Annotated in this window: 12 protein-coding genes; 11 read left to right on the top strand and 1 reads right to left on the bottom strand. The window is 37.2% G+C overall.

Going from position 1 to position 12745, the window contains the following annotated elements; translation table 11 throughout:
• Positions 1-2 precede the first annotated feature (2 nt).
• The 10 genes from FLB_RS11520 (at position 3) to FLB_RS11475 (ending at position 9586) form a co-directional block, all read left to right on the top strand.
• On the top strand, positions 3-773 hold the full coding sequence (locus FLB_RS11520; protein ID WP_064716120.1) for an AglZ/HisF2 family acetamidino modification protein: 771 nt from the start codon (positions 3-5) through the stop codon (positions 771-773).
• The gene (locus tag FLB_RS11515; protein ID WP_064716119.1) at positions 773-1807 is read left to right on the top strand and encodes a polysaccharide biosynthesis protein; all 1035 of its coding nucleotides are present in this window, start codon (positions 773-775) and stop codon (positions 1805-1807) included. The genes FLB_RS11520 and FLB_RS11515 overlap by 1 nt, the downstream gene beginning before the upstream one ends.
• A 315-nt stretch (positions 1808-2122) precedes the next feature.
• Positions 2123-2563: a WxcM-like domain-containing protein gene (locus tag FLB_RS11510; protein ID WP_082923278.1), complete on the top strand. Its 441-nt coding sequence runs from the start codon at positions 2123-2125 to the stop codon at positions 2561-2563.
• Positions 2564-2849: 286 nt separating this feature from the next.
• On the top strand, positions 2850-3968 hold the full coding sequence (locus tag FLB_RS11505; RefSeq protein WP_064716118.1) for an NAD-dependent epimerase/dehydratase family protein: 1119 nt from the start codon (positions 2850-2852) through the stop codon (positions 3966-3968).
• Positions 3969-4077: 109 nt separating this feature from the next.
• Positions 4078-4455: a GxxExxY protein gene (locus tag FLB_RS11500; protein WP_064716117.1), complete on the top strand. Its 378-nt coding sequence runs from the start codon at positions 4078-4080 to the stop codon at positions 4453-4455.
• A 55-nt stretch (positions 4456-4510) separates the two neighbouring features.
• Positions 4511-5653: a non-hydrolyzing UDP-N-acetylglucosamine 2-epimerase gene (gene wecB / locus FLB_RS11495; protein WP_064716116.1), complete on the top strand. Its 1143-nt coding sequence runs from the start codon at positions 4511-4513 to the stop codon at positions 5651-5653.
• A 12-nt stretch (positions 5654-5665) separates the two neighbouring features.
• On the top strand, positions 5666-6841 hold the full coding sequence (locus FLB_RS11490; protein ID WP_064716115.1) for a glycosyltransferase family 4 protein: 1176 nt from the start codon (positions 5666-5668) through the stop codon (positions 6839-6841).
• A 1-nt stretch (position 6842) separates the two neighbouring features.
• Positions 6843-7727: an NAD-dependent epimerase/dehydratase family protein gene (locus FLB_RS11485; RefSeq protein WP_064716114.1), complete on the top strand. Its 885-nt coding sequence runs from the start codon at positions 6843-6845 to the stop codon at positions 7725-7727.
• 139 nt (positions 7728-7866) lie between these two features.
• Entirely contained in the window at positions 7867-8805 is a 939-nt protein-coding gene (locus FLB_RS11480; RefSeq protein WP_064716113.1) for an MraY family glycosyltransferase, read from the top strand.
• Positions 8806-9124: 319 nt separating this feature from the next.
• On the top strand, positions 9125-9586 hold the full coding sequence (locus FLB_RS11475; RefSeq protein WP_064716112.1) for a dTDP-4-dehydrorhamnose 3,5-epimerase family protein: 462 nt from the start codon (positions 9125-9127) through the stop codon (positions 9584-9586).
• A 402-nt stretch (positions 9587-9988) separates the two neighbouring features.
• Here FLB_RS11475 and FLB_RS11470 read toward each other — a convergent pair whose 3' ends face one another.
• On the bottom strand, positions 9989-10822 hold the full coding sequence (locus tag FLB_RS11470; RefSeq protein WP_064716111.1) for a hypothetical protein: 834 nt from the start codon (positions 10820-10822) through the stop codon (positions 9989-9991).
• A 1045-nt stretch (positions 10823-11867) separates the two neighbouring features.
• Between FLB_RS11470 and rfbC the strand changes: the two genes are divergently transcribed.
• Positions 11868-12416: a dTDP-4-dehydrorhamnose 3,5-epimerase gene (gene rfbC / locus FLB_RS11465; RefSeq protein WP_064716110.1), complete on the top strand. Its 549-nt coding sequence runs from the start codon at positions 11868-11870 to the stop codon at positions 12414-12416.
• The last annotated feature ends 329 nt before the right edge of the window (positions 12417-12745 follow it).

Below are 12745 nucleotides of genomic sequence, written 5' to 3'. Positions count from 1 at the left end.
GCATGTTAAGACCTAGAATTATACCCAGTCTTTTAATTCATGAGAATGGATTGGTGAAAACCGTTAATTTTAAAAACCCAAAGTATGTAGGTGATCCCATCAATGCGGTTAAAATTTTCAATGAGAAAGCGGTGGATGAATTGGCTGTTTTCGATATAGATGCAACCGTATTAGGAAAAGAACCTAATTATAGCTTGATAGAGCGTTTAGCTAGCCAATCCAGAATGCCTTTATGCTATGGCGGAGGCGTTAAAACGGTTGCTCAAGCACAGCGTATTTTTAGTCTTGGGATTGAAAAGATTGCTTTAAGTTCTGCTGTTTTGCAAAATCCTAAATTAATCACTGATATTTCTGACCGAGTGGGTGCTCAAAGTGTTATTGTTGTACTTGATGCCAAAAAAAAAATATTGGGAGGCTATGAAGTGTATACGCATAATGGAAAAAAAGCTACAGGAATCAATCCTTTTAAATTTGCAGAAGAAGCCCAAAAATTAGGTGCTGGAGAAATAGTAATTAACTCCATTGATAAAGATGGAGTTATGAAAGGATATGATCTGGATTTAATTGCTAAAGTTCGAGAAAAAATTACGCTTCCGATGACGGTTTTAGGAGGTGCCGGTTCTTTAGATGATATAGAAAAAGTAATTACTCAACATGGGGTTATTGGAGTGGCTGCTGGAAGTTTATTTGTCTTTAAAGGACCTTATAAAGCAGTATTGATTAATTATCCTTCAAAAATTGAAAAAGATAAGATTTTCAAAATAAATAAATAATGAAAATACAAAATAAAACCCTTCTCATCACTGGTGGTACTGGATCCTTCGGAAACGCTGTACTAAATAGATTTTTAAATACTGATCATTTTAGTGAAATTCGAATTTTTTCTCGTGATGAAAAAAAACAGGAGGATATGCGCATCCAACTCAAAAATGAAAAAATAAAATTTTATATTGGTGATGTGCGTGATTATGCTAGTGTAGAACGTGCGATGCGTGGGGTAGATTATGTATTCCATGCTGCAGCCTTGAAACAAGTTCCTTCTTGCGAATTTTTTCCAATGGAGGCTACGAAAACCAATGTGTTAGGAACCCAAAATGTGATTGATGCAGCAGTAGCTCATCAAGTTCAAAAAGTGATTTGTTTGAGTACGGACAAAGCGGCTTATCCTATCAATGCGATGGGTATTTCCAAAGCTTTGATGGAAAAAGTGGCCGTGGCGGCCTCTCGGAATGCAAATCAGACTACTGTTTGTCTAACTCGTTATGGGAATGTGATGGCTTCGCGTGGTTCGGTGATTCCATTATTTGTGAAGCAGATTCAAGCGGGACAATCCTTGACAATTACAGATCCTAATATGACTCGTTTTTTAATGTCTTTAGACGAGGCAGTGGAGTTAGTGTTGTTTGCCTTTGAACACGGGAACCCTGGCGATTTGTTCGTTAATAAAGCGCCTGCTGGAACAATACGCGATTTGGCTGAAGCCCTGAAAAGATTATGCCAATCCGATGCAGAAGTTAAAATAATAGGTACTAGACATGGGGAAAAATTATACGAAACTTTGTGTACTCGTGAAGAGATGATGAAGGCGGAGGATATGGGGGATTTCTATCGCATACCTGCAGACAATAGAGATTTGAATTACAATCAATATTTCACGGAAGGGGAAGTAGATATGTCGAAGATAGAGGACTATCATTCGCACAATACGGAACAATTGGATGTTGAGGGGATGGTGGCGTTGCTGCGCAACTTGCCGTTTATTAAGCAGGAAGTGTTAGGAGAGACGATTGATCAGTTGTTGGTCTGAGGCTATTGGGATGGAACGCGGATGAGGCGGATGAAGCGGGTGTGTAGCGGATTTTTTTGTGGTGGTGATGGAAGCGGATGGATGGAAAGCGAATGAGGCGGATTTTTTTAAGAGGCAAGCAGATTTAGCAGATTGTCGCAGATTTGTTTGTTTTGGAACACAGATGAGGTGGATAAATTGGAGTTTGGTTGATTTTTTAAGAAGCACGCAGATTTGCTTCGCCTGTTCGCTATAACTCGGGTCGCAGATGGGCGCAGATTTTTAAAAATAGTGGGAACGGATAGTAGTGATTAATTGTACTATTTTAAATTATATATGAGTACTAAGATAGCGCCTATTTTAATAAAAGGGAATGTACATAGTGATCAAAGAGGACAGTTGTTTTATAATAATGATTTTAATGCACTAGGGATCAAGCGAATTTATTATATTCAGAATACAGATACAGAATTTGTACGTGGATGGCAGGGACATAAAATTGAGCAACGCTGGTTTTCAGTTGTTCAAGGTGCTTTTAAAATTGTACTTGTTGCTATTGACAATTGGGATACTCCTTCTACTAATTTAAAACAGTTTGAGTTTTATTTAGATGGTCAAAAAATGGATGTTTTACACGTGCCTCCTGGATACGTTTCCAGTATCCAATCACAAGAAAAATCTTCAAAATTATTAGTGATGTCTGATTATTTATTAGGCGAGATTCAAGATGAATATCGGTTTGAATTGGAGTATTTTAATAGGATAGAACGTGGATGAAATGGGAACACAGATGAAGCGGATAAGGCGGATGGTTGCGGGTTTTTAATATTGCACGCTGATTTCGGAGATAGACGCAGAAATTTTTGGATTTGTGTGTGATGGAATGCGGCTGAGGCGGGTAGAACTGGTGATCGCGTTTTTTTTAATATTGCACGCGGATTTCGCTGATTGTCGCAGAGATTGTGGAATTGTGGGTGTGGTAAATTAGTAAGTTATTTGAAGGGGGTTACTGTTTTTTTTTAATAATAATTCCAAAAGGTGAAAAAAATATAGATATACGACAATGATTAAAATAGGAATTACAGGTCAGGCCGGTTTTGTTGGGACACATTTATATAATACCTTAGGATTGTTTCCAGAGGAGTTTGAACGAGTGGATTTTCAAAAATCGTTTTTTGAAGACCCAGTACAATTACAACAATTCGTTGGGCAGTGTGATGTAATAGTCCATTTAGCTGCAGTGAATCGTCATTCGGATCCACAAATGATTTACGATACCAATGTAGGCTTGGCCACTCAGTTGGTTGCGGCTTTAGAAGCTACTAAAAGTACAGCCTATGTGCTTTTTTCTTCTTCCACTCAAGAGGAAAGAGACAATTTGTATGGGAAGTCGAAAAAAGAAGCAAGGACAAGATTAGCCCAATGGGCCAAAAACAACGGGGGTACTTTTTCAGGATTCATCATTCCAAATGTATTTGGACCCTTTGGTCACCCCAACTATAATTCAGTGGTGGCTACTTTTTGTCACAAGATTGCCAGAAATGAAACACCAACGATTGAAGTTGATGGTGAATTAAAATTAATTTATGTAGCTGAACTGGTTAAGGAACTACTTACAGCTATACGAAGTGGTCAAGATCAAGATGAAGTACTAGTGCCTCATACAGCCACTGCAAAGGTATCAGAAATTTTTGCCTTGTTACAAGACTATAAAAGCCTATACCAAGACAAGGGAGAAATACCATCTATAAATTCCACTTTTGAATTGAATCTGTTCAATACCTATCGCTGTTATATGGATATTGCGAAGCATTTTCCTGTAAAGTTTGTACAGCATACCGATCCTAGAGGCGCTTTTGTGGAAATTATCCGATTGGGAGTAGGAGGTCAGGTGTCTTTCTCCACTACTGTTCCAGGTATTACGAGAGGTAATCATTACCATACTCGAAAAATCGAGCGTTTTGCAGTCATCAAAGGAAAAGCCCTGATTCAATTACGTCGCATAGGTACAGATGAGGTCTTGGATTTTTACTTAGATGGCGAAGCACCAGCTTATGTCGATATGCCCATTTGGTACACCCATAATATCAAGAATATCGGAGACGAGGTATTGTATACCAATTTTTGGATCAATGAGTTTTATGATCCAGAGGATGGCGATACGTATTTTGAGAATGTTTGATAGTGTCTCGCTGATTTCGCTGATTTTCGCAGAATGTATGTTTTAAATTTGGGGTTAGATGAGAGTGATAAAGCTCACTGATTTTCGCAGAAGTTAAAATAGAAGTGTAATGGAAGAGAACGATATTACCTTTAAAATAAGAGGATGCATATTTGCAGTTTACAATAATCTCGGTCCAGGATTACTAGAGTCTGTTTATGAATCAGCTTTAGTTTATGAACTTCAAAAGCATGGTCTTGAAACCAAAAGTCAAGTTTTATTACCAGTCTTATATGATGGTGTGAAATTAGACATAGGATTTAGATTGGACATTTTAGTTGAGGAAAAAGTTATAATTGAAATAAAGTCAGTTGAAGATTTATCCAAATTGCATTTTAAACAATTGCTTACCTATTTGAAGTTGTCAGAAAAGAAGGTGGGTATTTTAGTGAATTTTAATTGCGAAAATATTCAAGAAAACATAAAAAGAATAGTGAACAATTTTTAGATAAATAAAAAAATAATCCGCGCAAATCTGTGATATCTGCGTGAAAAAAAAACATATGAAGACGAAACTAAAAGTGATGACGGTCGTAGGAACCCGACCAGAAATTATACGATTATCTAGAGTGTTATCTGCCTTAGATGCATCAGAAGCCATTGAGCATGTAATTGTACATACCGGACAGAATTATGATTATGAATTGAATCAAATCTTTTTTGAGGATTTGGGATTGCGCAAGCCGGATTATTTTTTAGAGGCTGCGGGTACAACGGCTACAGAGACGGTAGGTAATATCTTGATTAAGATTGATCCTCTTTTGGAGCAAGTGAAACCAGATGCTTTTTTGGTTTTGGGGGATACCAACTCTTGTTTGTGTGCAATTCCTGCAAAAAAGCGCCATATTCCTATTTTTCATATGGAAGCAGGTAATCGTTGTTTTGATCAAAGGGTGCCAGAAGAAACCAATCGTAAAATTGTAGATCACGTTTCGGACGTGAACTTGACCTATAGTGATATTGCTAGAGAATATTTGTTACGTGAAGGTCTACCAGCCGACAGAATCATTAAAACGGGTTCTCCTATGTTTGAGGTATTACATTATTATTTGCCACAAATTGACGCGTCGAAGGTGTTGGAAAAACTAGATTTAGAGGAAAGAAAGTTCTTTGTGGTTTCGGCACATCGAGAGGAAAATATCAATTCCGAGAAAAACTTTATGGGCTTGATGACATCTTTGAATGCCATTGCGGATACTTATAAATTACCAATTATCGTTTCTACGCATCCCCGTACTCGTAATATGATTGAAAAAATGAAGGTGGAAGTTCGACCTGAGATACAATTTTTGAAACCGCTAGGATTTCATGATTACAATGCCTTGCAAATGCGTTCTTTTGCGGTGTTGTCGGATAGTGGTACCATTTCGGAAGAATCTTCTATTTTGAATTTTAGAGCCTTGAATATTCGTCAAGCGCATGAACGCCCCGAAGCGATGGAAGAGGCATCGGTTATGATGGTAGGATTGAGTCCTGAGCGCATCCTACAAGGTTTGGTGCAAGTGCAAACCCAAACAATAGATGGAGAACGTAATTTTAGAAAAGTAGCCGATTATTCAATGCCTAATGTTTCTGAGAAAATGGTTCGTATTATCTTGAGTTATACGGATTATGTGAAACGTGTGGTGTGGAGTGAAACAATTTAAAAAAGCTAATTTATGGTTTGGATAATATCTGAATTATTTTATCCTGATGAAGTTTCTACCGCTCAAATCTTAACGGATATAGCTACAAAAATTTCAGAGAAACAAAGAGTTTCTATTTTAGCAGGTCCTGTAGGTTATGAAAAAAGTTATCATTCAGCTAATGGTAAGTTAAGTGAAGAAATAGTAATTCATAGAGTGTCTCTTCCCAATTTTGATAAAAATAATTTACTGCAACGTTTTTTAAAACTTATTTTTTTGACCATTAAAATGAGTTTTTTTATGTTTAAAAACATAAAAGACGGGGATCGTGTAATACAAGTGACTAATCCTATTTTTTTGATTTTGACAACCGCAATTTTGCGAAATTTAAAAAAAATTAAATTAGAATTTTTAGTGCATGATGTTTATCCTGAAAACATGATTCCAGCAGGAATGATTAAAAAAGATAGTTTCAAATACAGTTTCTTGTCATTCTTTTTTAATAAAGCATTTATTCAAGCTGATAGATTAATAGTTTTAGGGGAAGATATGAAACAATTAATGTTGTTGAAAACTAATCAGGAAAATCAGGTTATTGATGTAATACCAAATTGGGCTGATGATTTTATTTATCCTGATCGTATATTTGATAAATCAGATTATTTAAATCAGAACGTTGAAGGTAAAATTGTCCTTGGTTTTGCTGGGAATATAGGCAGACTACAAGGAGTTGTTGAGTTTATTTCTATTTTTAAAAAGGCAACCAATCCAAATTTAGTGTTAACCATTATAGGTGATGGAGCCATAAAAAATGAGATAGAAGCAATGATTGAACATGATAAAATTTCAAATGTCATAGTATTAGGTTCAAAGCCACGAAACGAGCAATTACAATTTTTAAACGCTTGTGATATTGGATTGATAACGTTGAAGAAAGGTATGAAAGGATTGGGTGTCCCTTCAAAAACATATAATATTATGGCAGCAGGTAAACCGATTCTATTCATTGGGGATTTGGGGTCTGAAATTGATAATTATGTTAAGAAGTATGATTGTGGTTGGTCATTTGAATGGGACGAACAGGAAATAGTTGCATTTCTTAATTCTTTATCTATTGAAAATTCATCATTTATAGAAAACAAAGGGGTTCAGTCAGTTACTATGTGTAAACAACTATTTTCAAAGGACATAGTTTTAGAAAAGTTTTGATATGGTTTTATTAACAGGAGTAACAGGTTTTTTGGGTATATCAATTTTAAATATTTTATCGAGTACCTTTAAGGTATTTGGCTTGTCTAGAACTGGTGGAGATTATAGAATCATTTTAGAATCAGAAATTCCAAAATTTAATTCCTCATTTGAGTTGGTGATTCATGCTGCAGGTAAAGCGCATAGTGTTCCAAGAACAGAAGCCGAGAGAAAGCAATTTTATGATATAAATGTTGAAGGAACCCTTAATCTACTCAAAGGACTTGAGATTTCTGGTGTTCCAAAACAATTTGTGTTTATAAGTTCTGTATCTGTTTATGGGCAAGAGTCTGGAATAGGAATAAATGAAGAGCATAAACTTGACGCCAAAGATGCTTATGGTTTAAGTAAAATTGAAGCTGAGCTAATGGTTCAAAAATGGTGCAATGAACACAATGTCGTTTGTACCATTCTGCGTTTACCTTTGTTAGTTGGAAAGAATCCTCCTGGTAATTTAGGTGCTATGATTAAAGGAATTGCTAAAGGATACTATTTTAATATTGGTGGTGGAAAAGCTAAAAAGAGTATGGTTTTAGTAGATGATGTGGCTGAGTTTATACCAATAGTTGCAAATATGGGAGGAGTGTATAATTTAACCGATGGGTATCATTCTTCTTTCTTTGAATTAAGTAGTGCAATATCAGAACAACTTAAAAAGTCAAGACCAATGAATATGCCCTTGTTTATAGCAAAAGCTATTGCTTTTATGGGGGATTTTTTAGGGAGTAAAGCACCAATTAATTCGCTAAAACTTAAAAAAATCACTGCTGATTTGACTTTTGATGATAGTAAAGCTAGATCGGTTGGCTGGCAACCTAGAAAGGTATTGGATTGGTTCTCCACATAAATTGGAAAGCTGCCGCAATTTAATGCTCGAACTGAAACCTCGATGAAACCTCGAGGTAGGCTTTATAGTAATGCCATTCGATTTTTAAAATACTCTAACTGATGGTTGGGAGTTATAAGTCAGAATTTGTTTAAAAAAAATGATATATATAGTTTTCTTTATTGTTCTGCTAATGGCGGAACTTTTTTATTTTAAGATCGCGGATCGGTTTAATATTATCGATAAACCTAATTTGCGGTCCTCGCATACTCAAATTACCTTACGTGGTGGTGGGATTTTATTTCCCATAGCGGTGGTGCTTGGTTTTGGGATGGGGTATGTGAGTTGGTCTTTGACCTTGGCTGTTTCATTGGTGGCTGTGGTGAGTTTTGTGGATGATATACGCCCCTTGTCGCAGTTGCCAAGATTAGTGGCTCATGTGTTGGCGATTGGTTTGGTGTTGTACGATTTGGATTTAGTGGTCTTGGGCTGGTGGTGGTTACCTGTAGTTGCTATTTTGCTCATTGGTTGGACCAATGCGTTTAACTTTATGGATGGGATCAATGGGATTACGGTGTTATATGCTTTAGTGAGCCTCGTTTCTTTTCGTTTTTTACCCGAAATGGTTGACGATGTCCCTATGCTCGATCTAATGGGAATCGCCTGTTTGGTATTTGCCTTTTTTAATTTGAGGAAACGTGCCAAAACTTTCGCAGGTGATGTAGGGAGCGTTGCCATGGCCTTGTTTTTGGGGTACTACATGGTGAAGTTGATTGTGGCTACGCAACAAGTAGGCTATTTGCTTTTCTTCGCTGTTTATGGTATAGATGCAGTACTGACCATTTTCAATCGCTTGCGAAAAAGGGAAAATATACTCGAAGCGCATCGTTCGCACTTGTATCAGTATTTGGCTAATGAAAAGCGCTTGCCCCATGTGGCTGTTGCTGTAGGGTATGCTGTGGTGCAGTTGGCGGTGAATTATTCTGCCATTTATTTGATCCAACAACAGGCTTTGAGTCTTACTGTTTTTATGTTAATTTTGATAGTGATGAGTGGGGTGTATTTGAGTATGAGGTATTGGGCGACGAGAGGGGTTTAATAAGTTAATGGTTTAAGGTTGTTTAAAAGTTTAATTGGTGTTTAACCGCGAAGTTCGCAAAGAGTTACGCAAGAGACGCTAAGGAAGTATTCAGTGTTCAGTTGGAAAGTGATCAGTGGGAGTTTTCGGTTTAGCCCTACCTTAAATAGACCTGAAAACAGGTTTTATTGACACGAAGCCTTTCGACTGTACTTCGACTTCACTCAGTATAGACTACTCGAGGTGACAATCAAAGGTAGAAGATAGAGGTTAGAGGTGGAAGGCAGTTAACAATGTACGGACAGTTGAGTTAGAAGTTAAAAAAATATAAGAAAATAAGATGGAAGCAAATGTAAAACAACCTAGACTAATAGAAGGTGGCATCCATACCGATCATAGAGGGCAAACTTCGTTTGTAAATGGGATGGTCTTTGAAGATATTGTTCGGTTTTATATTATTAGTAATTCCGAGGCGCATCCTTTGCGTGCTTGGCAAGGACATAAAATAGATAACAAGTATTTTTATTGTGTGCAAGGTGCGATCAGCGTGCATTTTGTCAAAGTGGATAATTGGGAATCCCCTTCGAAAGACCTGCCTGTGGAAAGCGTCTTGCTTTCAGCTAACGAAAGTAAAGTCCTGCACCTACCTGAAGGCTATGCTAATGCTATTGAGTCCTTAGAAGGAGGTTCGAAATTGATTTCTTTTTCGACTTTACCTTTGGATCGAACTTCTGAAGATGATGTGCGGTTTCCGCCTGAGATGTGGCCTCTCGACTCCGCTCGAGGTGACAATGGTGTGTGAGTTATAAGTCCCGAAAGCTTTCGGGATCGGTTCTCGGTTTTTAGGATAGTTGTTTATAGAAAAGGAACCCTTTCTGAGTTTTGGACTTGGAAAGGTTTTTTTGTTTTGAGGGAGAAAAGCCACGAATATGAAAATTCCAATTTTTTAAAATTCCAAATCCCAAAATTTTAACAGCAAAGGAAACAAAAAATCCGTAAATCTTTGTGAAACTTAGGGACTTCTTAGTGTTTCTTGGTGGTATAAATATAACCGCAAGGGATCCAAAGTTTAGTGAGGAGGATAACCGCAAATTCACAAATTTTTTCGGATTTTGAGCTATCGGGTAGGCTTTATAAGGAGTTAATTGATGCTATTTTTAAACCCTTTCTGAGTTTTGGATTCTGAAAGGGTTTTTTATTGGGGTTAGGAAAAGGTAAATGGAGGTTTTAAAATTTCGGCTGAGGTTTCGGTTTGAGCTGGAGTATTATCGTTGAGGTGTTGGGGAAAGTAGTGGTAAGCTATTAGGGTTGCCGTGTTGTGTTTTCGATGGAGCGGGACGTGCTTGCTGCTTTGTTGTTTGGAGAAGCCAATGAACAAGAAAGTGAGGTGGAGGTCTTGGTCTGTTGGTGGTATGGCTGTAATAGTGATGTCCTGAGGACTAGTCAATTTTGAAAAGAATTGGGGTTCGGCATAGTGCGTTGTATGATGATTGGTTTCAATGTTCCAATTGGCAATGGCTAAACAGAAGGTGATATGCGTGGCGTCTTCCGGCCATTCGATGTCGGTTGCAAGGTTGTACTTTGGTAAATGAAAGGTGTTGTCTTTTATTGTCCATTTTTTCTTTTTAAGGACTAACGGTAACGGTCGCAAGATGTTGCTCTCAAAACCTACTAGCTGCTCTAGTCCGTTTTTGGTTTTTATGCCTTCTTTAAATTGGCGCGCTCCTAGTTCGTTGGAAGGGTCATTTTGTAAGATTTCGATCAGTAACTTGTTTGTTCTGCCTGCATAGCTTCCATTTTTAGCTCTTTTATTGAATTGCAGTGCTAATAATCTGAATGTTTTAGCAATTGTTGCGCATTGGGCAAATTCTTGGTTTTGCATTCTCATTTTATGAAAGCTAGGGTCTTTTTGGTATCGTTCAGTCGTCATGCTTGACTCTCCTTTTGTTCGAACACGATTGATCTTATTTTCATCCAAATAGAAGTTGAGGTCGTCTAGTGTGCCTTTTATTTGAAAGGGTGCTATTACTTTTGCCATAGGATTTTTATTGCAATATATTAAAAAATGTATTCCGTTTTCAGTTGTCTGTTATCAGTTGTCGGATAGCGGTTTGTCGGATAGCGGTTTGTCGGTTATCAGTTATCGGTTGTCGGTTTATAACTGTTTAATCGGTTAATGGTTTAAGGTTGTTTAAAATTGTTTAATTGGTTAGTTGTTTGTGGTTAGTTGTTTGTGGTTGTTTAGAGGTATAACTGATTAATTGTTTAAAATTGTTTAATTGATTAGTTGTTTAGAGGTATAACTGTTTAATTGGTTAGTTGTTTGTGGTTAGTTGTTTAAGGTTGTTTAAAATTGTTTAACTGTTTAATCAGTTAAGAGGTTAAAGGTAACACTTATGATCAGCAAGTTTTCTTTTTGCCGCTGACTTAAAGGGAGCCAAAAAAGAGTGTTCAGTATGACAACCAATTTCGCAAAAGAGTTGCTATGAAAATTTATTACGATAAACTTAAGTATGTAAGCTGTGTGGTGCTTGACTAAACGTACTCCCCTCTTGAGAGGGGCTGGTGGTGTGTTTCATTGAGCAGAGAAGTTTTATAATAAAGCATAGAAAATAGAAATGGGTGTTCTTGTTTTGTCTTGGCGTAAACGTAGCTCATAAGGAAATTTTTTATCCATTCATTTATTTATTTATTTATTCCTGATCTTGCACTTACATGACACACCCCTAGCCCCTCTCAAGAGGGGAATTCAATGCTGCTATAGTAGTGGACTCGTTTTCAAAACAACAGGGTGTTTTTTATATGAAATATTATTCCTGTGACGATTACCTCTATCTTGTAAAGCGATTCCTTCTTCTGCCCTTTAGAGCTGTGGAAAAGAAAAAGGAACTAGTCGCCTCTCGACTATACTTCGACTTCGCTCAGTAGCAACTACTCAAGCTGAGATGCATCATTGCCACTTTTTATTAAGAACACCAGTTAAACGATAAACCACGAACCATAAACAATTAAGCGATTAACCCATTAACCAATATACCTCATCAACCTCTTTCCCATTTAAAATAAAAATATAAATTTGCAACATGAATAAAGAAGAAACATTTATAAAAGATTTAGTAGTCCTAACCCCCGATGTTTTTGAGGATTCTCGTGGGTATTTTTTTGAAGGCTACAATAAAAACAAGTTCAGTGCGCTTGGTATTGCCATCGATTTTGTACAAGACAACCAATCGTTTTCCCAAAAAGGGACCTTAAGAGGGTTGCATTATCAGAATCCGCCGTATGCACAAACCAAGTTGGTTCGAGTGTTGCAAGGTGAGATTATGGATGTGGCGGTCGATTTAAGAAAAGACTCACCAACCTATGGACAGCATTTTGGGATTAAATTAACCGCCGAAAATAAAAAACAATTACTAGTACCTCAGGGTTTTGCTCATGGCTTTTCGGTCTTGAGTGATACGGCGGTGGTGATGTATAAATGCGATCAGTTTTATAATAAAGCCAGTGAGGGTGGGATTCGTTTTGATGATCCTACGTTGCAAATTGATTGGGGAATGGATTTGAAGGATGCGATTGTATCTGATAAGGATTTGATTCTGCCAGGTATTGCGGATTGTAATAGTGAGTTTTAGGTTGCTTGTTTAAGGTTGTTTAAAAGTTTAATGGTTTAACCGCAAAGCTCGCAAAGGGTTACGCTAGGTGCGCAATGTTTTGTGAGTGGATGACCGCAAATTCGCAAATTATTTTTGAAAATATTGTGGGTGTGAATGGCCACGAATGCACGGATTGTTTTTGAAAAGTTTGTGAGTAGGTGACCGCAAATTACTTCGTCTGTTCGCTATCGCTCGAGTCGCAAATTATTTTTGAAAAGATTGTGAGTGTGGATGGCCACGAATGCACGAAATGTTTTTTGAAAATATTGTGGGTGTGAATGGCCACGAATGCACGGATTGTTTTTGAA

Origin of the sequence: Flavobacterium succinicans (assembly GCF_001662485.1) — a bacterium.
Classification (GTDB): Bacteria; Bacteroidota; Bacteroidia; order Flavobacteriales; family Flavobacteriaceae; genus Flavobacterium; species Flavobacterium succinicans_A.
This window is presented reverse-complemented; position numbering and strand designations above follow the sequence as displayed.

What these genes read in the sequence shown, in the direction of transcription:
- FLB_RS11510 (WP_082923278.1), top strand. Translation starts at nt 2,123, where the DNA reads ATGAGTACTAAGATAGCGCCTATTTTAATAAAAGGGAATGTACATAGT.
- FLB_RS11485 (WP_064716114.1), top strand. Translation starts at nt 6,843, where the DNA reads ATGGTTTTATTAACAGGAGTAACAGGTTTTTTGGGTATATCAATTTTA.
- FLB_RS11470 (WP_064716111.1), bottom strand. Translation starts at nt 10,822, where the DNA reads ATGGCAAAAGTAATAGCACCCTTTCAAATAAAAGGCACACTAGACGAC.
- FLB_RS11505 (WP_064716118.1), top strand. Translation starts at nt 2,850, where the DNA reads ATGATTAAAATAGGAATTACAGGTCAGGCCGGTTTTGTTGGGACACAT.
- FLB_RS11480 (WP_064716113.1), top strand. Translation starts at nt 7,867, where the DNA reads ATGATATATATAGTTTTCTTTATTGTTCTGCTAATGGCGGAACTTTTT.
- FLB_RS11515 (WP_064716119.1), top strand. Translation starts at nt 773, where the DNA reads ATGAAAATACAAAATAAAACCCTTCTCATCACTGGTGGTACTGGATCC.
- rfbC (WP_064716110.1), top strand. Translation starts at nt 11,868, where the DNA reads ATGAATAAAGAAGAAACATTTATAAAAGATTTAGTAGTCCTAACCCCC.
- wecB (WP_064716116.1), top strand. Translation starts at nt 4,511, where the DNA reads ATGAAGACGAAACTAAAAGTGATGACGGTCGTAGGAACCCGACCAGAA.
- FLB_RS11490 (WP_064716115.1), top strand. Translation starts at nt 5,666, where the DNA reads ATGGTTTGGATAATATCTGAATTATTTTATCCTGATGAAGTTTCTACC.
- FLB_RS11500 (WP_064716117.1), top strand. Translation starts at nt 4,078, where the DNA reads ATGGAAGAGAACGATATTACCTTTAAAATAAGAGGATGCATATTTGCA.
- FLB_RS11475 (WP_064716112.1), top strand. Translation starts at nt 9,125, where the DNA reads ATGGAAGCAAATGTAAAACAACCTAGACTAATAGAAGGTGGCATCCAT.
- FLB_RS11520 (WP_064716120.1), top strand. Translation starts at nt 3, where the DNA reads ATGTTAAGACCTAGAATTATACCCAGTCTTTTAATTCATGAGAATGGA.